The 22,249-nt window shown below is 60.1% G+C and carries 20 protein-coding genes; 11 read left to right on the top strand and 9 right to left on the bottom strand.

Going from position 1 to position 22,249, the window contains the following annotated elements; all coding sequences use genetic code 11:
* Window positions 1-45 precede the first annotated feature (45 nt).
* Together V6P94_RS22875 and V6P94_RS22870 are read right to left on the bottom strand one after the other, a co-directional pair.
* The gene (locus tag V6P94_RS22875; RefSeq protein ID WP_338648730.1) at window positions 46-1,011 is read right to left on the bottom strand and encodes a FecR family protein; all 966 of its coding nucleotides are present in this window, start codon (window positions 1,009-1,011) and stop codon (window positions 46-48) included.
* Window positions 1,008-1,496 (bottom strand): sigma-70 family RNA polymerase sigma factor, encoded by a 489-nt coding sequence (locus V6P94_RS22870; protein WP_133076322.1) that lies wholly within the window; start codon window positions 1,494-1,496, stop codon window positions 1,008-1,010. Before V6P94_RS22870 ends, V6P94_RS22875 begins: the two co-directional genes overlap by 4 nt.
* A 176-nt stretch (window positions 1,497-1,672) precedes the next feature.
* On the opposite strand from V6P94_RS22870, the gene V6P94_RS22865 reads away from it, so the two are divergent.
* From V6P94_RS22865 to V6P94_RS22855, 3 genes are all read left to right on the top strand, one after another.
* Window positions 1,673-2,233 carry an RNA polymerase sigma factor gene (locus V6P94_RS22865; RefSeq protein ID WP_133076321.1) on the top strand — a complete coding sequence of 187 codons (561 nt, stop codon included), beginning with the start codon at window positions 1,673-1,675 and terminating at the stop codon, window positions 2,231-2,233.
* Window positions 2,230-3,216: a FecR domain-containing protein gene (locus V6P94_RS22860; protein ID WP_133076320.1), complete on the top strand. Its 987-nt coding sequence runs from the start codon at window positions 2,230-2,232 to the stop codon at window positions 3,214-3,216. Before V6P94_RS22865 ends, V6P94_RS22860 begins: the two co-directional genes overlap by 4 nt.
* 202 nt (window positions 3,217-3,418) lie before the next feature.
* Window positions 3,419-5,836 carry a TonB-dependent receptor gene (locus V6P94_RS22855; RefSeq protein WP_338649464.1) on the top strand — a complete coding sequence of 806 codons (2,418 nt, stop codon included), beginning with the start codon at window positions 3,419-3,421 and terminating at the stop codon, window positions 5,834-5,836.
* Between the two features lie 54 nt (window positions 5,837-5,890).
* On the opposite strand, the gene V6P94_RS22850 is transcribed toward V6P94_RS22855, so the two are convergent.
* Complete coding sequence (locus V6P94_RS22850) at window positions 5,891-6,763, bottom strand: helix-turn-helix domain-containing protein (protein WP_133076319.1); 873 nt, start codon at window positions 6,761-6,763, stop codon at window positions 5,891-5,893.
* A gap of 134 nt (window positions 6,764-6,897) precedes the next feature.
* On the opposite strand from V6P94_RS22850, the gene V6P94_RS22845 reads away from it, so the two are divergent.
* Entirely contained in the window at window positions 6,898-7,794 is an 897-nt protein-coding gene (locus V6P94_RS22845) for a DMT family transporter (protein ID WP_219261667.1), read from the top strand.
* 109 nt (window positions 7,795-7,903) lie between these two features.
* Here V6P94_RS22845 and V6P94_RS22840 read toward each other — a convergent pair whose 3' ends face one another.
* Window positions 7,904-8,893, bottom strand: a complete 990-nt coding sequence (locus tag V6P94_RS22840; protein WP_338648729.1) for a D-glycerate dehydrogenase — start codon at window positions 8,891-8,893, stop codon at window positions 7,904-7,906.
* Window positions 8,894-9,057: 164 nt separating this feature from the next.
* Window positions 9,058-9,990, bottom strand: coding sequence for a LysR family transcriptional regulator (locus V6P94_RS22835; protein WP_133076316.1), 933 nt, complete (start codon window positions 9,988-9,990; stop codon window positions 9,058-9,060).
* A 220-nt stretch (window positions 9,991-10,210) separates the two neighbouring features.
* On the opposite strand from V6P94_RS22835, the gene V6P94_RS22830 reads away from it, so the two are divergent.
* The 4 genes from V6P94_RS22830 to V6P94_RS22815 are packed head-to-tail and all read left to right on the top strand — an operon-like array spanning window position 10,211 to window position 15,003.
* A complete protein-coding gene (locus V6P94_RS22830) occupies window positions 10,211-11,722 on the top strand; it encodes an efflux transporter outer membrane subunit (RefSeq protein WP_338648728.1) in 1,512 nt (503 codons plus the stop codon).
* Window positions 11,723-11,752: 30 nt separating this feature from the next.
* On the top strand, window positions 11,753-13,939 hold the full coding sequence (locus tag V6P94_RS22825; protein WP_338648727.1) for an FUSC family protein: 2,187 nt from the start codon (window positions 11,753-11,755) through the stop codon (window positions 13,937-13,939).
* Window positions 13,929-14,129: a DUF1656 domain-containing protein gene (locus V6P94_RS22820; protein ID WP_016781859.1), complete on the top strand. Its 201-nt coding sequence runs from the start codon at window positions 13,929-13,931 to the stop codon at window positions 14,127-14,129. The genes V6P94_RS22825 and V6P94_RS22820 overlap by 11 nt, the downstream gene beginning before the upstream one ends.
* A gap of 10 nt (window positions 14,130-14,139) precedes the next feature.
* Window positions 14,140-15,003, top strand: coding sequence for an HlyD family secretion protein (locus V6P94_RS22815; RefSeq protein WP_133076313.1), 864 nt, complete (start codon window positions 14,140-14,142; stop codon window positions 15,001-15,003).
* A 103-nt stretch (window positions 15,004-15,106) separates the two neighbouring features.
* Here the strand turns inward: V6P94_RS22815 and V6P94_RS22810 are convergent, their stop codons facing one another.
* Together V6P94_RS22810 and V6P94_RS22805 are read right to left on the bottom strand one after the other, a co-directional pair.
* The gene (locus V6P94_RS22810) at window positions 15,107-15,502 is read right to left on the bottom strand and encodes a DUF4440 domain-containing protein (protein WP_322149906.1); all 396 of its coding nucleotides are present in this window, start codon (window positions 15,500-15,502) and stop codon (window positions 15,107-15,109) included.
* 13 nt (window positions 15,503-15,515) lie between these two features.
* Entirely contained in the window at window positions 15,516-16,739 is a 1,224-nt protein-coding gene (locus tag V6P94_RS22805) for an MFS transporter (RefSeq protein ID WP_338648726.1), read from the bottom strand.
* A gap of 109 nt (window positions 16,740-16,848) precedes the next feature.
* On the opposite strand from V6P94_RS22805, the gene V6P94_RS22800 reads away from it, so the two are divergent.
* Window positions 16,849-17,733: a LysR family transcriptional regulator gene (locus V6P94_RS22800; RefSeq protein ID WP_326397392.1), complete on the top strand. Its 885-nt coding sequence runs from the start codon at window positions 16,849-16,851 to the stop codon at window positions 17,731-17,733.
* 117 nt (window positions 17,734-17,850) lie between these two features.
* Here V6P94_RS22800 and V6P94_RS22795 read toward each other — a convergent pair whose 3' ends face one another.
* Both V6P94_RS22795 and V6P94_RS22790 read right to left on the bottom strand, forming a co-directional pair.
* Window positions 17,851-18,675: an SDR family oxidoreductase gene (locus V6P94_RS22795; protein WP_338648725.1), complete on the bottom strand. Its 825-nt coding sequence runs from the start codon at window positions 18,673-18,675 to the stop codon at window positions 17,851-17,853.
* A 10-nt stretch (window positions 18,676-18,685) separates the two neighbouring features.
* Window positions 18,686-19,150, bottom strand: a complete 465-nt coding sequence (locus V6P94_RS22790; RefSeq protein WP_133076308.1) for a multidrug transporter — start codon at window positions 19,148-19,150, stop codon at window positions 18,686-18,688.
* Between the two features lie 185 nt (window positions 19,151-19,335).
* Here V6P94_RS22790 and V6P94_RS22785 point away from each other — a divergent pair, with 185 nt between their 5' ends.
* Complete coding sequence (locus V6P94_RS22785; protein WP_338648724.1) at window positions 19,336-21,129, top strand: hypothetical protein; 1,794 nt, start codon at window positions 19,336-19,338, stop codon at window positions 21,127-21,129.
* A gap of 27 nt (window positions 21,130-21,156) precedes the next feature.
* Window positions 21,157-22,218 (top strand): RHS repeat-associated core domain-containing protein, encoded by a 1,062-nt coding sequence (locus V6P94_RS22780; RefSeq protein ID WP_338648723.1) that lies wholly within the window; start codon window positions 21,157-21,159, stop codon window positions 22,216-22,218.
* The last annotated feature ends 31 nt before the right edge of the window (window positions 22,219-22,249 follow it).

The raw sequence follows: 22,249 nt of genomic DNA, 5'->3' as shown, positions 1-22,249 counted from the left end.
CCTTCGGGCTCGATCGCAGCCTGCGGCAGCGACTACAGGTTTTGTTTAGGCCTTTGCTTCGACCGTCACCCAATACCGGGTAAAGCGCTTGATCCGCACCGGCAGGCTGACCGCCAGCAGGTCCAGCACGCGCTCGCTGTTGTCTACCGGATAGGTGCCTGAAATCAGCAAGTCGGCGACGTTCGGGTCACAGTTGAGCTGGCCCCGACGATAGCGTCCCAGCTCGGCCAGAAAGTCGGCCAGGCGCATGTGGGCGGCAACCAGCATGCCGTCGGTCCAGGCACCGCTCCCCGCATCCAGTGGGCGCGGCGGCTTCCAGTCCAGGCGATTGAAGCTCAGTTGCTGGTGGGGCTCGATCCACAGCGGGCTTCCCGAATGCGCCGTTGGGGTGAGGGCAACCCGGCCATCAAATACGGCGACCTCCGTGCGATCGCTGAACTGGCGCACATTCAAGCGTGCGGCCTGGGGCTGCAGGGCGCCGTGGGCGGTAAGTACCTGCAAGGGACGAGGATCCTGGGCTGCGGTCAGCAGCATCTCGCCTTCGAGCAAGCGAATCACCCGCTGTTGACCGTCAAGCCTCACATCAACCGAACTGGCCGTGTTGAGCTGGATCTGGCTGCCATCGTGCAATTTCAGCGTGCGGCGCTGGCCCACCGGGCTGCTGAAGTCCGCCAGCAGCGGGGTGATGGGCAATTGATCGCGCAAGCCGTAGGTCAGCGCAGAACCGGCGCCCAACAACAGCAACAGTTTCAGGGCCTGACGGCGGCTGGTGCCTTTGGGTGCATTCAAGGCGGCATGGGCCAGTGGTGACGACAAGCCGCGCAAACGCTGGTTGATCCGTTGAATATGCTCCCACGCCCGCTCGTGTTCGCTGTGGGCCTGCAGCCATTGCTGCCATGCCTGCTGGCGCCGTGGACTGAGCTCGCCGTCCTGCATTTCGATCAGCCAGTTCACGGCCTGCTCGGCGACAGCCGCACCAATGTCGGGTGCCTGGGGGAAGGCGCCGTTCACAGGGCGAAGTAGCAGCGCAGGGCCGCCTTGCTTAGATGGCGTTTGACGGTGGCGACCGAAATGCCCAGCCGGGCGCCGATTTCGGCGTGGCTCAGGCCGTCGATCTGGGCGAGCAGAAAGGCGCGCTTGACCGGGGAGGGCAAACCGTCGAGCAACTGATCCAGTTCCATCAGGGTTTGCAGGATGATTGCCCGTTCTTCTTCGCTGGGGACCACCTGTTCCGGCATTTGGGCCAGCGCCTGCAGATAGGCGCGCTCCAGATCCTGGCGGCGGTAGTGATTGAACAACACACGTTTGGCAACAACCGTCAAAAAAGCCCGGGGTTCGGCCAGGGTCGGGGTTTCGCGGGCGGTCAGCAGCCGCATGAACGTGTCCTGGGCCAGGTCGGCGGCGCTTTGCGGGCAACCCAGCTTGCGCCGCAACCAGCCCGTGAGCCAGCTGTGGTGGTCCTGATACAGAACCTCGACGGTGTTTGACTGCGACAACGACCACTCCAGCTGCGCTGAAAACGCTTTAGAGAACAAGAATTGTTCGCATTGTAGTGGCGCCTGATTGCATTGAGCAATCACCACTGATCAATGACAGCAGCGCACCCCGTCATCTGCTTTTGCATATGAGAATATTTATCATTAGTATCGCTTTCCTTTTAACCTGCGCGCCGATGTCCATGATCCCACCCGAACCTGAGAATGGTCCCACCCGCGAAGCCCGCCAAGGACGTGCGCATTTTCTGCAGGTGTTTTTATCCCAGCGTCCGCAAATGGAAGCGCTGGTGAGCCGTCGCGTCGGATGCCGGGCAACGGCTGCCGATCTGGTTCAGGATTTGTTTCTGCGTTTCTGGCGGCGGCCCCTGGTGCAAGTCGAAGAACTCAGCACCTATTTGCTGCGTTGCGCGGGCAACATCGCCATCGACCACTTGCGCAGCGAAGGTACGCGCGAGCGGATCAACCATCACTGGCAGCCCGAGCCTGACGCCAACGGCTGCGAGCCCCAGGCGGCGCTGGAGGCGGGCAATGATTTGCGTCAGGTGGAGGCCGCCTTGCGCAGCCTGCCTGAGCGCACGCGGCATATCTTCTTGCTCAACCGGATTCACGGTCGTACCTATGCCGAGATCGCCAAGGTCATGGGCCTGTCCCAAAGTGCCGTTGAAAAACATATGATGCGCGCCCTGGAGGCCTGCAAGGCCAGTCTGCGTGAGCCGCCATCAGAGACAGCGTTGTGATCAGTCGTTCGAAAGTTTCCGTCACCCCCGAGCAAGAGCGCACCGCACTGGCGTGGCTCAGTGTGCTGCACGATCAGCCCGATAGCGGTGACCAGGCCACATTCAGCCGCTGGCTGCAGGCCGATCCTGCCCACGCCGAGGCCTACGCCCAGGCACAAGTGGTGTGGGAGTTGAGCGAAGTGGCGGGCAGCACCCTGGCGGCCGAAGAAGCACGGGTCATGCAGCGTTATCTGTCAGCGATGAACACTTCCCGACGCAGCCGCGTCAGCCACTGGTCCGGCGGTCTGGCCATTGCTGCGTGTTTGCTGATGGTGGTCGGCGTGTTTGCCGGTTGGCAGCCAGCGCGATGGCTGGATGATCTGGGCGCTGATTATGTGAGCGCGCCGGGGCAAGTACGCACCGTAATTTTGGCCGATCAATCCAGGGTCACGCTCGATGCCGACAGCGCCATCGCGGTGAACTTCAGCGCGGGCGAACGGCATGTCGAGTTGCGCCGCGGCGTGGCCTTTTTTCACGTCACCCACACCGGTGATCCCTTTGTCGTTGATGCCGAGGGCGGCGAAGCGCGGGTGCTGGGTACCGAGTTCGAGGTGCGCCTGCAACCCGGTGGCGCGCAAGTCACGGTGCTGTCCGGGCGGGTAGGGGTCAAGGCGAGCAAGGACGCTGCGCAGCAGATTCTGATCGCCGATCAGCAAATGGCCTACGACGCTGGAGTGACCGATGCGGTGCATCGTGTCGACAGTGAGGCTCAACTGGGTTGGCGCTCGGGCTGGCTGACCTACTACAAAACGCCGCTGGTCGACGTCGTGGCAGACCTGAAGCGCTATTACCCCGGTCAGATCGTGTTGCTCAACAGCCAGTTGGGCGCCAGGCGGATCAGCGGCAGCTTTCCCAGCCAGGACCCGCAGGCGGTGCTCAATTCGTTGCAGGGCGTGCTCGGGTTCGAGCAGCACAGCGTGCTTGGGCTGATTGTGTTGCGTTGATGCCTGTGGGAGCGGGCTTGCTTGCGATGCAGGCAGCTCGGTTCGCCAGGCACATCGCGGTGATCCGATCGCGAGCAAGCCCGCTCCCACATCCGAAATTTTTTTTCAGCATCAGGTGAGGTATTCCCCGGCCGCATCCGTGTAGTGCTTGAAAATGCGAAAAATTCGTATTCCGTATCAGGTCGACACACAGGTCATGAGCATGAAGTCCAGGGCAAGTTCGGTGAAACAGTGGTTGGGGGCTTCTGCTTTAGTGATGACCGGGTTGGCACTCAACCCGCTTTACGTCGCGATGGCCGCCGAGGCTGCGCAGCAGCAGGCCAGCGCGTTGTTCGATTTCAACCAGCCGGCCAAACCGCTGCCCCAGGCCCTGAACGACTTCTCACGTTTGACCGGTCTCAGCGTGGTTTATACCGACGAAGCCCCTTTCGGCCTGCAGGCTCCCGCCATCAAGGGCCGCATGAGTGCTGATCAGGCCTTGCAGCAGTTGCTCGCGCAGTCGTGCTTCAATGTGCGCCGTACCGACGCCAACACCTTCGCCCTCGAACCCCAGCCCACGGCAGGCGCCCTGAACCTGGGTGCGACTAACATCACTTCGCTGGCCTCAACCGACACCAGCTACCAGCCACCGGCCACCACTTCGGTCATGCGCGGCACGGGCTCGTCCATGGAAGTCCCGCAAACCATCAACGTGGTTGCCGCCCAGGTGATTCGCGATCAGGCGCCGCGCAATCTGGATGACGCGCTGAACAACGTCAGCGGCATCACCCAGGGCAATACGCTGGGCAGCACCCAGGACTCGGTGATGAAGCGCGGTTTTGGCGACAACCGCGACGGTTCGATCATGCGCGATGGCATGCCGCTGGTGCAGGGGCGGGCGATGAATGCCACCACTGAGCGGGTCGAAGTGCTCAAGGGGCCGGCCTCGTTGCTCTACGGGATTCAAGACCCGGGCGGCGTGGTCAACGTGGTCAGCAAAAAACCTCAGCTTGAGCAGTACAACGCACTGACGGTACGTGACTCAACCTATGGTTCGGGCAAAAACGGCAGTGGTGGCAGCCTGGACAGCACCGGCCCGCTGGGTGATTCAGGGCTGGCTTACCGGATGATCATCGACCATCAGGACGAAGATTACTGGCGCAACTTCGGTGTGCACCGCGAGACGCTGATTGCACCGTCGCTGGCCTGGTATGGCGACAACACGCAGGTGTTGCTGGCATACGAACATCGGGAATTCTTGACGCCTTTTGATCGCGGTACGGCGATCAACCCGGCCACCAATCATCCGCTGGATATTCCGGCCACGCGCCGACTGGATGAGCCGTTCAACAATATGGAAGGGCGCTCTGACCTGTACCGTCTCGAAGTCGATCACGACCTCAACGACGACTGGAAAGCCCATTTCGGCTACAGCTGGAATCGTGAGACCTACGATGCCAGTCAGGTGCGCGTCACTCAGGTCAACTCCAATGGCACCCTGACCCGTAAAATGGACGGCACCCAAGGCGCACTCACCACGGACCGCTTCTCGACCTTCAGCCTGCAGGGCAAGGTCCAGGCGGCGGGGATGCAGCATGACCTGGTGTTTGGCGTGGATGATGAATACCGCAAGATCTACCGCGCCGAGCTGATTCGCCAGGACAGCCAGTCCGTGTTCAACTATGAAAACCCGGTGTATGGCAAGGAAGTTGCCGGTACCACCGTGAGCGCCAGTGACAGCAACCAGACCGACTTGCTGCGCAGTGACTCGCTCTTTGCCCAGGACTCCATCCACCTCACCGACCAATGGATTCTGGTAGCCGGGGCACGTTTTCAGAAGTACGACCAACTGGCAGGCAAGGCCATTCCGTTCAAGGCCAACACTGACACCAATGGCGTGAAATGGATCCCCCGTGCCGGACTGGTTTATCGCTACACCGATGAACTGTCGTTCTACGGCAGTTACACCGAATCGTTCAAACCCAACTCCACCATCGCGCCGCTGACAGGGGGCGTGGTACTGGATTCGGCCATTGCGCCGGAGGAGTCAAAATCCTGGGAACTGGGCGCCAAGCTCGATCTTCCCGGGCGTATCACCGGCAGCGTTGCGCTGTTCGACATCCAAAAGCGCAACGTATTGGTTTCCACCACCGAGGGCCGCAATACCGTGTATTCGGCTGCCGGTGAAGTTCGATCGCGAGGGCTGGAACTGGACGTGAGCGGCCAGTTGAGCGAGCAGTGGAGCCTGATCGGCAGTTACGCCTACACCGATGCCGAAGTGACCAAGGACACTAAATACGAAGGCATGCGATTGCAGAACGTGGCCAAAAACAGCGGCTCGGTGTCGGCGGTGTATGACTTTGGCAACATTGTGGGCGGTGACAAATTACGGGTTGGTGCCGGTGCCCGCTATGTGGGCGAGCGGGCGGGGGATGCTCTGAACGACTTCGACCTGCCGGGCTACACCGTGGCCGATGCCTTCGCCACCTATGACACCCGGATCGAAGGGCAGAAGGTCAAATTCCAGGTCAACGTCAAAAACCTTTTCGACCGCACTTACTACACCTCGGCGGCCAGCCGGACCTTCGTCTCGATCGGGGATGCGCGGCAAATGACATTCTCCAGCACGCTGGAGTTTTAAGGGCTGTAACCTGTGGCTTTGACTCGTTGAGGGAGCGGGCCTGCTCCCTCAACGTTACCTGAACGCCACCCGATACTCCCCCGGCGTACTGCCCAGGCTTTGCTTGAAACGGTTGGCGAAGTGGCTGGCGCTGGCAAAGCCGCAGGCCAGTGCCACGTCGCCCAGTGCCAGGGCGCTGTGGCGCAGCAAGTCGCGGGCGCGGGCCAGGCGGCGGGCCAACAGGTACTGGTGGGGCGGCACGCCGAAGCTTTCGCGGAACATGCGCGCAAAGTGATAAGGCGACAGCGCACACTGGGCCGCCAGTTGGCCGATGCTCAGGGGCTCGGCCAACTGGTGTTCGATGTAGTCGACCAGTTGGCGCCGTTGATAGGCCGCCAGCCCGCCCTTGAGTTGCAACCCGTCACGCAAGCCCACTTGTGTCAGCACGGCATGGTCGAGCAGGGCGCCCGCCAGGCTGCTGGTCAGCAGGCGTTCGCCGGGTTCGTTCCAGTTCATGCCAATCAGTTGGTGAAAACGCCGGGTCTGCTGCTCGTCATCCTGAAAGGTGATTTCACGCAGTTGCAGTTCCCGTGGTTCGCGGTCGAGCAGGGTGATGCAGCTCAGCGCAAACTGCTCCTGGCTGACATAGACATGGGCCAGGCGAATCTCGCCATTGATGATCCAGGCCGATTGATGCCCGGCGGGCAGCACGCATAACTTGCCCGGAGCGCCTCTGGCGCCGGGTGTCTCACGACGAAAAGTGCCAGTGCCGCCGGAGATGTAGCACGACAACGTGTGGTGGGTCGGTGCTTCATAGTCCCGGGTGTCGTGGTGATTGCTCCACATGGCCGCAGACATGCCGTCACCCAGTTCGGCACTGTTCTCCAGGCGCGCATTGGGCGAGCGGCCCATGGCTTGAAAGACTTGTAGGGTGTGCAGTGTGTGCATGGTCAGTTCTCCAACGCCTTGCATCCTACTCCGTAGCGCCCGGGCTGCCAGCCCCGGGCCAACAAAAGCGCAAGAATCTGCAAGTGCGCGCACAGGCTCGGGCACAGACTGAAAGCCATTGTCTGGAGTGCGCCATGAATCTTTTTTTGTATGTGTTGACCGTGCTGATCTGGGGGACCACGTGGATCGCCCTGAAGCTGCAACTGGGAGTGGTGGCGATTCCGGTGTCCATCGTGTATCGCTTTGGCCTGGCGGCGCTGGTGCTATTTGTTGTGCTGCTGCTCAGCCGCAAATTGCAGGTGATGAACAGGCGCGGGCATCTGATATGCCTGGCTCAGGGGCTGTGTTTGTTTTGCGTCAATTTCATGTGTTTTCTGACCGCCAGCCAGTGGGTGACAACGGGGTTGATCGCGGTGGTGTTTTCCACTGCAACGTTGTGGAACGCGCTGAATGCGCGGATTTTCTTCAAGCAGAAAGTCGCCCGTAACGTCATTGCCGGTGGTGCTCTGGGGATGCTCGGACTGGGTTTGTTGTTCTGGCCGGAATTAAGCGGGCATACGGCGACGCCGCAGATTTTGCTCGGGCTGGGCCTGGCGTTGATCGGCACCCTGTGTTTCTCGGCGGGCAACATGCTGTCGAGCTTGCAACAGAAGGCTGGCCTCAAGCCGCTGACGACCAATGCCTGGGGCATGCTCTATGGCGCCAGCATGCTGGCGGTGTACTGCGTGTTCAGGGGTATCCCGTTCGACATGGAATGGAACGCGCGTTATGTCGGTTCGTTGCTGTATCTGGTGATACCGGGGTCGGTGATCGGTTTTACCGCGTACCTGACGCTGGTCGGGCGCATGGGCCCGGAACGCGCGGCGTATTGCACGGTGTTGTTCCCGCTGGTGGCGCTGAATGTGTCGGCCTTTGCAGAGGGCTATCAGTGGACGGCTCCGGCTTTGGCCGGGCTGGTGCTGGTGATGCTGGGTAACGTGCTGGTATTTCGCAAGCCCAAACCGGTGGCACTGAACGCCAAGCTGGCGTGAGCCTCCCCCCTGTGGGAGCGGGCTTGCTCGCGATCGGATCGCCGAGGTGTGACTGATACACCGCGTCGTAGCCATCGCGAGCAAGCCCGCTCCCACAACAGGCCTTGCGTCAGCCCTTGAACACCTGCGGGTTGACCAGGTCTTGTGGGCGCTCACCCAGCAGGGCGCTGCGCAGGTTGGCCAGCGCACGGTTGGCCATCGCCTCACGGGTTTCATGGGTGGCCGAGCCGATGTGGGGCAGGGTCACCGCATTCTTGAGCTGGAACAGCGGTGAATCGCTCAGGGGCTCTTTCTCGTAAACGTCCAGGCCAGCGCCACGAATGGTGCCGTTTTGCAGGGCTTCGATCAGGGCCGGCTCGTCGACCACCGGGCCACGGGAGATGTTCACCAGAATTGCACTTTTCTTCATCAGGCCCAGTTCGCGATGGCTGATCAAGTGTTTGGTCTTCTCGCTGAGCGGCACCACCAGGCAGACGAAATCCGCCTCGGCCAGCAGTTGGTCCAGGCTGCGAAACTGAGCGCCCAGCTCTTGCTCAAGCTCGGTCTTGCGGCTGTTGCCGCTGTACAGGATGGGCATGTTGAAACCCAACCGTCCCCGGCGAGCAACCGCTGCGCCGATATTGCCCATGCCGACAATCCCCAGGGTTTTGCCGTACACATCGCTGCCGAACAAGGCCGGCGGAACACTGGCCTGCCACTGGCCGGCCTTGGTCCAGGCGTCCAGCTCCGCGACCCGGCGGGCGCTGCTCATGATCAGGGTAAAACCCAGGTCAGCCGTGCTTTCAGTGAGGACGTCCGGGGTGTTGGTGAGCATGATGCCGCGCTCGTTGAAATAGTCGACATCGTAGTTGTCGTAGCCCACCGACACGCTAGACACCACTTCCAGCTGTGTGGCGTTTTCCAGCTGCTTGCGTCCCAGCTTGCGGCCGACACCGATCAATCCGTGGGCGTGGGGCAGGGCCTCATCGAACTGTGCGTTGATATCCCCCAGCTTGGGGTTGGGGGCAATGACGTTGAAGTCCTGTTGCAGGCGCTCGATCATCTCGGGGGTGACGCGGCTGAAGGCGAGTACGGTTTTCTTTGTGCTGGAAAGGCTCATCGGAACAAGGCTCATCGGCTGTCGGGAATGTAAGCACGCTAACATTCCCGCCCGCCTTGCGCCAATCCCTGTAGTCGCTGCCGAAGGCTGCGAAGGGCTGCGTAGCAGCCCGTTTCCCGGAGCCAGTGAAGATCCTTTCGCAACCTCCGGCAGCGTCTACAGGGTTAGCTGTAGGTGGTCAGCTCAGTCTGGTGTGCGGTCAAAATTTCCGGCAGCGAGCCGCGCAAGTACTCGACCCAGGTCTTGATCTTGGCATCCAGGTACTGGCGCGACGGGTAGATGGCGTACAGGTTCAGTTCCTGGGAGCGGTACTTGGGCAGCATGCGCACCAGTGTGCCGTTGCGCAGACCCTCGATGGCGGCATAGACCGGCAATACGCCCACACCCATGCCGCTGGTGATCGCGGTTTTCATCGCATCGGCTGAGTTGACCAGAAACGGCGAGGAGTTGATCAGGACCATTTCCTGGCCCTCCGGCCCTTCGAACACCCATTTGTCCAGTGCAATCACCGGGCTGACCAGGCGCAGGCAGGCGTGGTTGAGCAGGTCACTGGGTGTGGTTGCGGTGCCGTTGGCTTTCACGTAACCGGGCGATGCGCAGACGATGCTGTAGGTGATGCCCAGGCGCTGGGACACAAAGCCCGAATCCGGTAGCTCACTGGCCAGCACGATGGAGACGTCGTAACCCTCATTGAGCAAGTCCGGCACGCGATTGGCCAAGGTCAGGTCGAAGGTCACATCCGGGTGAGTCTTGCGATAGCGGGCAATGGCGTCGATCACAAAGTGCTGGCCGATACCGGTCATGGTATGCACTTTCAACTGGCCGGCAGGGCGCGAGTGGGCGTCGCTGGCCTCGGCTTCGGCTTCTTCGACGTAAGCCAGGATTTGCTCGCAGCGTAGCAAGTAACGTTTGCCGGCTTCGGTCAGGGCGATGCGGCGGGTGGTGCGGTTAAGCAGACGTGTTTGCAGGTGGGCCTCAAGATTGGAGACCGCGCGCGAGACGTTGGCAGTGGTTGTGTCCAGCATGACGGCAGCAGCCGTGAAACTTCCGGCTTCGGCCACGCAACTGAAGGCGCGCATGTTTTGCAAAGTGTCCATGAAGTGCTCTCAAGGGGCGATATAGGGGACAGCAACCGATTACACATCAACAAATTGTGACATGAAGTTTCGGACATTACTGGCCGGTTTTCATTCGACTAACGGATTATCCCAAGAACGGTAATAAAGATTCACATTTATGCCCGCTTATCGTGGTGCCTGCCAAGCCATAGACTTCTCTATCTCAAGTATCCCCCCTCCTTTTCAGGAATTTGCAGCAGTGCAGCGTCGCATCAGCAGAGAGCTTAAAGCCCTCAGTGTTCTGGCTTTATCGTTAGCATTAAATGGCTGCATCGGTTTTGGTGGTATTGCGCCCAAGGGCACGATGTTGCCAGCCAATGCCCTGGCCACCGACGAGGCGATTCAAAGCGCCGCGAAAGACGCAAACTGGCCCAAAGCCCAATGGTGGCACGCTTACGGCGACCCGCAACTGGATGAGTGGATCAGTCTGGCTGTTCAGGGTAGTCCAACCCTGGCAATGGCTGCTGCCCGAGTACGCCAGGCCAGGGCAATGGCGGGGGTTGCCGAGTCGGCCGAGTCATTGCAAATCAACGGTGAGTCGACCCTCAAGCGGCACAACTGGCCGTCTGACCAGTTCTATGGCCCCGGCGCGCTGGACAACTCCACGACCTGGGACAACAACGCCGCACTGGGTTTCAGCTTTGCGCTGGACCTGTGGGGCCGTGAAAGCAATGCTACCGAGCAGGCCCTGGACATGGCGCACATGAGTGCAGCAGAGGCCCGTCAGGCCCAGCTCGAACTGCAGAACAATGTGGTTCGCGCCTATATCCAGCTGTCTCTGCATTACGCCCAGCTCGACATCATCGAATCGACCCTGCATCAGCAGGAGCAGATCCTCGATCTGGCGCAAAAGCGTCTGGACGGCGGCATCGGTACACATTTTGAAGTCAGTCAGGCGCAAGCGCCGCTGCCCGAGATCCATCGCCAGATTGACGCCCGGGAAGAAGAAATCGCCCTGACCCGCAACCAGTTGGCGGCGCTGGCCGGCAAAGGTCCGGGCGAGGGCGCACGGCTGAAACGTCCGACCCTTGCCTTGAACACGGCACTCAAGCTGCCATCGGCCTTGCCTGCGCAATTGCTGGGCCAACGTCCGGACGTGGTCGCCAGCCGCTGGGAAGTGGCGGCGCAGGCCCGAGGCATCGATGTCGCCCATGCCGGCTTCTACCCCAACGTGGACCTGGTTGGCAGCATCGGTTTCATGGCCACCGGGGGGAGCGCGCTGGGCTTTTTGACCGGCAAGAAACTCAACTACAACGTCGGTCCGGCGATTTCGCTGCCGATTTTTGACGGCGGCCGTCTGCGCTCGGAACTGGGCGTGGCGTCCGGTGGTTACGACATGGCCGTGGCCAAGTACAACCAGACGCTGGTGACAGCGCTCAAGGGTATTTCAGATCAGTTGATCAAGCGCGAATCGATGGAAAAACAGCAGGTCTTCGCCGCCGAGTCGGTGCAGGCCGCACAGAAAACCTATGACATCGCCGTGGTCGCGTTCCAGCGCGGGCTGACCGACTACCTCAACGTACTGAATGCCCAAACCCTGCTGTTCAAGCAGCAGCAGATCGAGCAGCAGGTCCAGGCGGCCCGCCTGAGTGCCCATGCCGAGCTGGTCACTGCTCTGGGTGGCGGCCTTGGGGCAGGTTTTGATGTCCCCAGGGATGATCGCTATGTCCCCGAAAAACCCCCGGCCGTCATGGCGCTGCTCAATCACTAACCCCCCGATGGCCATTTTGAGAGCCTGTAGATGAACCACTTGCCCGCCCCGGTACGCTGGCTGTATTCCCTGGAATGGCGCCGTGGCTTTTTTGACTGGGCACGCAGTGATGGCGTGACCTGGGTGCATATTTTCAAAGTGCTGGTCGCGGCCTTTCTGACCCTGTGGCTGGCCATGCGTCTTGAGCTGCCGCAACCGCGCACGGCGATGATCACCGTGTTTATCGTGATGCAGCCGCAAAGTGGCCAGGTGTTCGCCAAAAGCTTTTACCGGTTTTTGGGCACCCTGACCGGCTCGGCAGTGATGGTCGCGCTGATCGCCTTGTTTGCCCAAAACACCGTGTTGTTTCTCGGTGCGATAGCGATCTGGGTCGGTATCTGCTCGGCCGGTGCAGCCCGTTGCCGCAACTTTCGCGCCTATGGTTTTGTACTGGCCGGCTACACCGCGGCTATGGTTGGCCTGCCTGCGCTGGCGCACCCTGAAGGGGCCTTCATGGCTGCGGTGTGGCGGGTGCTCGAGATCTCGCTGGGCATCCTGTGTGCCACGGTGGTCAGCGCTGCCATTTTGCCTAAAACCGCTGGCGCGGCCATGCATGACGCGCTGTATAAGCGCTTTGGTGTGTTCGCCGGTTTCGTTGCCGAAGGCTTGCGCGGCCAGTCCTCCCAGGAGGCCTATGAAGCCAGCAATGTGCGCTTTATCGCTGAGAGCGTAGGGCTGGAAGGCATGCGCAGCGTAACGGTGTTTGAAGACCCGCACATGCGTCGTCGCAGTGGCCGCCTGAGCCGCCTGAACAGCGAGTTCATGGCCATCACCACGCGCTTCAATGCCCTGCACCAGTTGCTTGCACGTTTGCGCAGCCGTGGCGTGGTGGACGTGGTGTCGGCCATTGAGCCCGAGCTGGAAATGCTCGCTCAATTGCTCGACACCTACTCAGGTCGCTCGATGACCGATAAAGATGCGGCCTTGCTGGCCGAGCAACTGGATGTGTTCAAGGCGAGCCTGCCGGGGCACGTCCGTGCACTGCGGGTGAAGTTCCTGGAAAGTGAGCCCGGCTCATCGGACCTTCTGGACTTCAACACGGCTTACGAACTGTTGTTCCGCTTTGTCGACGATTTGCACAACTATGCACTGACCCACGCCTCGCTGGCCGATCACACCCACGAACGGGAGCGCTGGGACCAGCCCTTTATCTCGCAAACCAACTGGTGGTCTGCCGCTGCCTCGGGGATCAGGGCCGCGTTCATTCTGGTGGTACTCGGCACCTATTGGGTGATGACCGCCTGGCCCAGCGGCGCCACCATGACCCTGGTCGCTGCCGCCACCGTGGGCTTGTCTGCCGCCACGCCAAACCCCAAGCGCATGGCGTTTCAGATGGCTTGCGGCACCTTTATCGGGGCGCTGGTGGGTTTTGTCGAAATGTTCTTCGTACTCCCCAACATCGACGGCTTCCCGCTGCTGTGCCTGGTGCTGACGCCGGTGATTGTTTTTGGTTCGTTCCTGACCTCGCGGGCCAATTACGCCGGGGTCGGCCTGGGCCTGCTGATTTTTTTCAGCATCGGTTCGGTCCCCGACAACCTGACGATCTACAACCCGTACCAGTTCATCAATGACTACATCGCAATGGTGCTGGGCATGCTGGTCTGCGCTGCTGCGGGGGCAATTATTTTGCCGCCCAACAGCCGTTGGTTGTGGAGCCGTCTGGAACAGGACCTGCGCGAGCAAGTGGTGTACGCCATCAGCGGCAAGTTGCGTGGCCTGAGCTCCAGCCTGGAAAGTCGTACCCGCGACCTGATGCATCAGGCCTATGGCCTGGCCGCCGGCAAACCCCAGGTACAGCGTGAACTGCTGCGCTGGATGTTTGTGGTGCTGGAAGTCGGCCACGCGATTATCGAGCTGCGTAAAGAGCAGGCGATTTTGCCGGTTCACCCGGCTTACGCCCCGGCCCAGCCGTGGCGTCAGGCCATTCGGGTGATGGGCCGGGCACTGGTCCGGCTATTTATCGCCCCCAGCGAGAGCAACCTGGAACGTGCGCTGATTGCCGTCGACCACGCCATTGGCCGGGTGCAATCCACCGACGAACCGTTTGCCCGCAACTTCGACACCTCGGCGCTGGTCCGGGTGCAAAGCTACCTGCACTTTATCCGTACTTCACTGCTCGACCCGCAATCGCCGCTGGCCGCCTACGCCCAGCCGCAAGGACTAGAACATGCCTCGTGAAATCGCCTTCCACGGCGTCTACATGCCCACCATGACCCTGATGTTTTTTATCGCGGCGGGGTTGGCATGGGGCTTTGACCGACTGTTTTCCGGCTACGACCTGTACCGCTTCTTCTGGCACCCGGCGCTGTTGCGCCTGAGCCTGTTTGCCTGTCTTTTTGGCGCCATGGCGCTCACTGTTTACCGTTGAGACCGATCCGATGAAAAAGTTCTTCAGCCTGCTCGCCACCTTGCTGGTTTTGGCCCTTGCGATATGGATCGGCCGAACCCTGTGGGAACATTACATGAACACCCCGTGGACCCGTGATGGACGGGTGCGGGCCGATATCATCAACGTTGCGGCCGACGTCAACGGCTATGTGGTCGGCGTGCCGGTCAAGGATAACCAGTGGGTGAAAAAGGGCGATGTGCTGCTGGAAATCGACCCCGAGCATTACCAGATCGTGGTCAGGCAGGCACAGTCCCTGGTGGCATCCCGCAAGGCGACCTGGGAAATGCGCAAGGTCAACGCCCATCGCCGGGCCGACATGGACAGTCTGGTGATCTCCCGCGAAAACCGTGACGACGCCAGCAACATCGCCGACTCGGCCCTGGCCGATTATCAGCACGCCCTGGCTCAACTGGACGCTGCGCAGCTTGATCTCAAACGCACCAAAGTGTTGGCCACCGTCGACGGCTACGTGACTAACCTCAACGTGCATCGCGGTGACTATGCACGGGTGGGGGATCCGAAAATGGCCGTGATCGACCAGGATTCGTTCTGGGTGTATGGCTTTTTTGAAGAAACCAAGCTGCCGCACATCCGCGTGGGCGACAAAGCCGATCTGCAAATGATGAGCGGTGAAGTGTTGAAGGGCCACGTCGAGAGCATCTCCCGCGGCATCTACGACCGTGACAACCCCGAGAGCCGTGAACTGGTGGCGGACGTAAACCCTACGTTCAACTGGGTGCGTCTGGCGCAGCGGGTGCCGGTGCGCATCCACATCGATGAAATCCCGGAGGGTTTCCTGCTGGCAGCGGGTACGACGTGTACGGTGATCGTGGATCAGGGCAAGGCCGAGTAATGTGGGAGCGGGCTTGCCCGCGATGGCCACGACGCGGTTTAACTGAAACTGCGCAGTGACTGCATCGCGAGCAAGCCCGCTCCCACACGATCGAGACCGGGGTTCAAGCCGCGCAAAACGTCTCGTGCAAATGCCGCCACAGTACCTTGCCGCTGGCGTCTTTCTCGAATACCACGGTGGCGCGGCGGTCGGTGCGGTTGCCGTTATGCTCCTCCTGCAGCTCGCGGTAACTGACCACTGCACCGCCCGCGTGCAGGGCAATACCCTTGAACTCGCTGAGGGTGATGTTCAGGCCCGGGCGCGCACCGCGCAGTTGTTCGAACAGTGCTTCTACGCCATCGATATCCAGCACTGTGCCGCTGGGTGCAATCATCGAAAACTGCGGCGAAAAACGTCCCAGTAGAACTGGCAACACGCCGGGCTCCAGCCCGGAAAACCAGCCTTCAATCTCGACGTGGGTTTCGGTTACAAGGTCGAAGTAGCTCGCATAATCAGTCATCAGGATCTCCAGGTCAGGGTGCGAGCAAGGCAAGCACGCGGGGTGTATCGAGGCGTAGAACGGGAATAAGCGGCACCAGCGTCAATGCGCACCCGATGGCAAAGCATAGGGCAAAGGCGTGGTGCGTCGAGGTGATCGCGGTCAATGCACCAAACAGGGCCATCATCAGCGCCGGGCCAAGCAGAAAACTCAACTGACGGTTGATATTGAAGAGTGCGCTGGCATAACCCATGTGCTCGGGCGAGATGTCGATAAATGCCGTGTTCTGCGCGGTACTGCTGCTCAGGCTGCCGCCAAATCCCATCAGCGCGTACAGCGCCATTGGCAGCCAGGTGCTGGAAGCATCGATCTGGATCAACAGGGCAATGCCCACGGCTTGTGCGCCCATGCCCAACAGCAACAAGGGTTTGGGGCCAAGGCGGTTGAACTGGTAACGGCTCAATGTAATGCCCAGCGCCGACGCCAGCGCCCAGGGCAGCATCAGCGCACCGGTTTGCGTGGCGCTGAAACCCAGTTGGTGCAAATACAAAATACTCACCAGTTGCGTGCCGATAAAAATGCCGGGAATAAACAGGTAGGCAAGCATCGCCACTTGCAGCAACGGGCCTTTGAGCAAGCGGCCCATGCCGATGGCACCCGCCCGTACACGCTGATAATCCAGAGGAGGCGGGTTTTGCAGGCGTGGTTCGGATTTTAGCCAATAACCGGCCAGCAGCAGGGTGAGCAGGGCCAGCGGCAGATTGGCGTAAAACACCCAGCGCCAGGACATCGCTTCGACCATCCAGCCCCCCAGAGCTGGCGAGAGTGCGGGCACCAGCAGGGCTACCAGCAAGATCACCGAAGTCAGGCGCGCCCGGTCACGGATCGGAAAGTGCCGATAGGCCATGGCCTGACCGACCGGTATCAGCAGTCCGCCACCGAGCCCCTGAAGCAAGCGCCAGCCAATCAGTGCCTCGATCGAAGCCGCCCGGGCCACGCACCACGACGCCACACTGAACAGCAGCAGGGAAAGTACGATCAGGCGTTTTTCCCCCACCCGCTGTGTCAGCCAGACACTGGGCACGATGATCAGGATCAGCCCGAGCATGTAGGCATTGCCGATCCATGCCAGCTGAGTGACTGAAGCCTGCAGCTCCTGGCTGATGTCCGGGTAGGCAATCGAGGCGGCGAACATGTTGACCAGGTCCAGCGCAAAGCCCAGTAAATACACCCCTGCGATTTTGTTGCGGTAGGCCATGGTCGGCTCCTTGACTGGAGGCCGCACAGTAAGCAGCTTTTGCGTGTGGAGGAACCGTCCGCTCGCTGCTAGATTGTCAAAATTATTTTGACAATGGGTGGAATGTTGCATGGTTAGCCTCGATCGATTCGACACCTTCAAAGCCGTTGTCGAGGCTGGTTCGCTGACGGCGGCTGCAGATTTGCTGGGACAAACCCGTGCTGTGGTCAGTTTCAATATCAAGCGGCTCGAGGCCGAACTGGGTGTGACCTTGCTGACGCGCAACACCCGACGGCTGGCCCTCACCGAGGCCGGTGAGCGTTTTTATGTGCATTGCCTGAGCATGCTGCAGGCGGCCAGGCTGGCGATTGACGAAGCCCGCAGCGAACACACCCAACTCAAGGGCACCCTGCGTATCACCACCACGGTGGAGTATGCGCTGGCCAAGGTCGTGCCGGCGCTTGAGCTGTTTCGCACCGTGCACCCCGATCTCAATGTGCATTTGTCGACATCGTCGACCCACGCGGATCTGATCTCGGAGCGTTTCGATGTGGCCTTGAGACTGGGCCGGGTTCTTGATTCCAGTCATCGTGCCGTGCAGTTGAGTACGTTCGAGATTGTGCCCGTGGCGTCCCCGTCCTTTGTCGCCAGCGTGGCGCCCATCAACAGCGTGCAGGCCCTGGAGCAAACGCCGTGGCTGGAGCATGGCCGGGTAGGGGAATTGAACATTACCGAGTTGAGCAGTGGCCTGGTCAGGCCTTACCAGCCCAACCCTTCGCGGGCGCGGATCAAGGCGCAAAACTCATCGGTACTGCAGGCTTTTGCCTTGACGGGGCAGGGTGTGGCGATCTTGCCCGACTGGCTGGTTGAGGAGGACTTGCGGGCCGGGCGACTGGTGCGGCTGCTGCCCGGCTGGCAACTGACCCGCCAGGGGGTTTATGCGCTTTACCCTGATACCCGTCATCTACCGCTGAAAGTGCGGGTATTTATCGATTTCATGAAGGCCCATGCGTGAACGTGGTTTCGCAAACACTGTGGGAGCGGGCTTGCTCGCGATACAAACGCTGCGGTCTTTCAGGAAAACCGAGGAGATGCCATCGCGAGCAAGCCCGCTCCCACAAGTGCCTGGGCATCACAACGATGCGTTCAGCCCAAAGCGTTTCATCAGGATTTTGTGCAGCAGCCTGCGGGGCACCAGTGCTGCCAGCAACGGCATGGCACGGCTGCCATTGCCGTAACGCAGCACCATCGGCGGGGAAGGTTTTTGTACGGCCTTGAGCACCGCTTGAGCGAAGTCTGTTACCGGGGTGGGGTTGTCTTGCGAGGCTTTTGCCCGGGCGCGAATACCCTCACGCACGGGCCACCAGGCGGACTGCTGGTCGATTAACTGTTCGGCCTGGGCACTGGCATTTTTGGCAAAGTGGGTGTCGATAGCGCCAGGCTGCACTTCCAGTACGCGAATGGCAAAAGGTGCCAGCTCCATGCGCAGGGCATCGCTCAATGCATGAACGGCGGCTTTTGAGGCGCAATAGGCCCCCGCAAACGGGGTCACCAGTACACCGGAAACACTGCCGATATTGACCACCAGGCCCTTGCTGCGGCGTAGCGCCGCAAACAGGGCACGGGTGACACCGACCACTGAAAACACATTGGTTTCAAACTGCTGTTGCAAGCCCTCGACTCCGCCATCGAGCAACGGACCCATGGCGCCGAAACCTGCGTTATTGATCAGTACGTCCAGCCCGCCACCGTCTCGTGACAGGCGTTCGGCTAGCTGTGCCAGCGCCTGAGGGTCGTTCACGTCCAGCAGGACCGCGTTAAATCCCGCGGCTGCCAGTCGGGCCACGTCTTCAGGCTTGCGGGCGCTGGCCCACACCTCATGACCCGCCGCCTTGAAGGCGTCGGCCAGGGCGCGACCAATACCACTGGAGCAACCGGTGATCAAAACACGCAGCATGGAAAAATCCTTAGTTGGAAAAACTGCCCTGCAGGCGTTCGGCCCGGAATTCGAGGGTTTGTGGACGATAACCGGCACGCAGGGGCGGCATCGGCAAGCAGTCCTGCCAGCTTGCACCCGCCTGCAGTTCACCGGGGCCGCGGTAGCGAGGGGCGGTATAGAGGTTGTCGGCAAGGTTGACGGTATCGCCAGGAGCATAGGCAGCAATGCGCCAGCCGAGTTCGACCAGTGGTACGTCATTGCTGTTTTTCAGGGTCAGCTGCAATGGCCGGTCTGCCGGGCATTGCGCGGGGTCATAGACGATACGCAGCTCCAGGCGTGCCAGTTGCGCATTTTCGCGGCTGTCCAGCCACGCTACCGAGGCTGCGACTACCGCAAGCCCGAACACTGCCGCCAACGAAACCGGCAATGCCTTGGCCGGATAGCGCAGCAGCAGGACAAGCCAGGTGATGATCAGTAACACGCCGATAAGCATTGCAAGGTCTCGTTATACGACTGTGGGCGCGTAGCGGATTCGCCCAGGTTCACTACCCAGTTTAGGCCCAGGCCCGGGTTTACGGACGATTTAACTCACAACCTTAACTGAGCCGGGGCAATGCCGTTAGTCGTAACTGTCATAGTTGACAGTCGAAGCGCGGCAGCCCCGAGGATTAACTATCGGTGACTTCCCGCCTGCGAGTAGTGATGATGTTGGATCAGGATCGCTATACGCCCACCCTGGCTGTTTCGGACCCGCAAGGCCGGACGGTGCGCTCGGTCGCTTATTGCAGTGCTGCCAGCAGCACGGTTGCCGAGGCGCGTGTCAGTCGAATCAAGTTCGATGCAGTGGGCAGGGCTGCGGCGCAATGGGATCCGCGGTTATGGGCGTTGCGGGCAGAGGATCCATCTACCCCGAGCAACCTTGAGAATATGTATTCCCTGTCGGGAGTGCTGTTGACCTCGCGCAGCGTGGATGCCGGTGTGCGGGTCAATCTGACCGGTGAACTCGGGCAGGTGCTGCACAGTTGGGACGGGCGCTGGAGTCAGCAAAAGGTCGAGTATGACGAATTGCTGCGTCCCACGGCTGTTTTTGAACAGGCGTTGAACAGCTCTGAATCCTGCATTGCGCGTTACGTGTACGGCGCGGCGGATGGGGCTGTTGCCGGGCGTAACCAGTATGGCCAGGTAATCCGCCTCGATAGCCCGGCAGGCACCTGTCATTTCAGTCACTTCTCAATCAAAGGGGCGTTGCTTGCACAACAACAGTTTTTTTTGCGGGCGCTTGTGCCGCCGCACTGGCCAGAGCCACTGAGCGATCGCGATGAGTTGCTTGAGTCCGGGGAGGGCGCCACCACGCAGATGGTCTTCAACGCCTTGGGTGAGCTTGTGATGCAAACCGACGCCCAGGGCAACCAGCAACAGTTTGATCACAACGTGGACGGTCAGCTGCGCCAGACCCGGTTGCGCCTCAAGGAGGCCGAGCCGAAAGTGCTGGTGCGCGATATTCATTACAACGCCCAAGGTGAGATCACGGGTCAAACCGCTGGCAATGGTGTTGTCAGCCTGTTGGATTACGCGCCTCAAACAGGCCGGCTTTTACGTCTGTACGCCAGCCTGCCACAGCAGCAAGCCTTGCAGGATTTGAACTACGTCCATGACCCGGTCGGCAATATCCTGAGTATCGAGGACAAGGCCTTGGCGGTTCGTCATTTCGCCAACCAGCGCATCGAGCCGATCAACCATTACACCTACGACAGCCTTTACCAACTGGTCGAGGCCACGGGGTGGGAGGCCGGAAGTGACAACCGTGGGCCAGACCAGATTGCGGATCCTCAGGCAGTGGCCTCATACCATCAAGCCTACGGTTACGACGGAGCAGGCAATTTACTGGAGCTGATTCACAAGGGGCCGCAAAGGCATGGGCGCGTGCTGACGGCTGGCAAATACAGCAATCGGTGCCTGGCCGAACACAATGGACAGGCACCCACGCAAGCCGAGATTGAGGCAGGTTTTGATCCGTGCGGCAATCTGCGATCTCTGGATAATGCGCGGGCTCTGGGGTGGAACCTGCGCAACCAGCTAAGCGAAGTCAGACCGGTTGAGCGCGAGTCGGGACTCGATGACCGCGAGCATTATATTTACGATGTTGACGGCTTGCGTCAGCGCAAGATCCGCTCGGTACAAACCAATGTCCGTACCGTCATCAGCGAGACTCGCTATCTGCCGGGGCTGGAAGTTCGCACCAACAACGCCACCGGCGAAACCTTGTACGTGATCAGCGCGCAGGCGGGTCGCAACAGTGTGCAAGTGTTGCACTGGAAAGACTCACCCCCCAAAGGGCTAGCCAATCGACAATATCGCTACTCTCTTGGCGATCTTCTGGGCTCTTGCACCCTTGAACTGGACAGCCAGGCCAAGGTAGTCAGTCGCGAAACCTATCATCCGTTTGGCACCACGGCGTTCAGTGAGAGATGAGATTCGAGCGAAAGCAGTTATCGCACGTTGTGTTACTCGGGCAAGGAGCGGGATGCAACGGGGCTTTATTATTACGGGCTTCGCTATTACATGCCCTGGCTACAGCGATGGGTCAACCCTGATCCCAAGGGTTATCTGGATGGGCCTAATGTCTATGCGTTTGTTGGAGGCAACCCGATAACCTTTATGGACGGCGATGGTGCGGTACGCATTGACGTCAGTAACTTGACCAAAGAGCAAAAGAAAGGGATCGACCTTGAGGGGCCGCAGGTCAAGCCTGCCTGGAAGGTACATGATGCCGGTCGGGGCGAAGTAAAACCCAGCAGCAAGACACGAGAGTTGAGTTCTGAAATGTACAACTCTTTCAAACAGGGGCATGTGACTAACCTGGTCACTAAAACCCTGTTGATTGAAGGTTCGCCCAATCAATTTGTTGATTTGTGGCGATCACGCAGGGATCCGGCAGACTTTCTCCAGCAGCGTCAGTTTAAACAGGGTACGAGCGCTTATATTCAATGCCGGACCGGTAATTGCGGTGAACATTCGGAAATTGCCTTTAGCCTGCTGGCCAGCACCAAAACCGAGCAACCGGTATTTCGCGTTAATGCTCAGGGCGTTGATCATGCTTTTGTGGTGATCGGCGACCGTCGCCAGATGAGCGATGAAAAACTGGTGATTGTTGATCCGTGGCCAAACTTTCCCATGGTGCATACCGCCGATGTCGGGGAATTCAGCATAGGCAATACGGCAGAAACAGCAGGCAGGGACGCGGATCCTGCGTTTCGATTGGATGATGCAACATTGAAGGGCAACAGCGAAATGTCGTTCCCGGTGTTAGCGATCACGGGAGGTGTCAGCGATAAGCGTAGAAAACTAATCAAGGAATATGATGACAACGCCAAAGCCCGGAGCCGAACAGGCAAGTCGCCGCTCTTTGAACAGTTGTTTTCAATTGAAGATAAACACCGGGGCATGTCGTTCATGAAGTCGGGCAAGGAAAAAGTATTCAATAACTTGCCTGCCAGTTATGTGAATGACCGCATGAAACATTACTCAAGTTACATGAATGTTCACTACGGTTTGCAGTGACGTCAGTGAGGCGGGTGCAGTCAGCATTGGC

It is taken from the genome of Pseudomonas sp. ML2-2023-3 (assembly GCF_037055275.1).
Taxonomy (GTDB): Bacteria; Pseudomonadota; Gammaproteobacteria; order Pseudomonadales; family Pseudomonadaceae; genus Aquipseudomonas.
The sequence above is the reverse complement of the archived record's forward strand: the minus strand, read 5'-3'. Positions and strand labels throughout refer to the sequence as shown.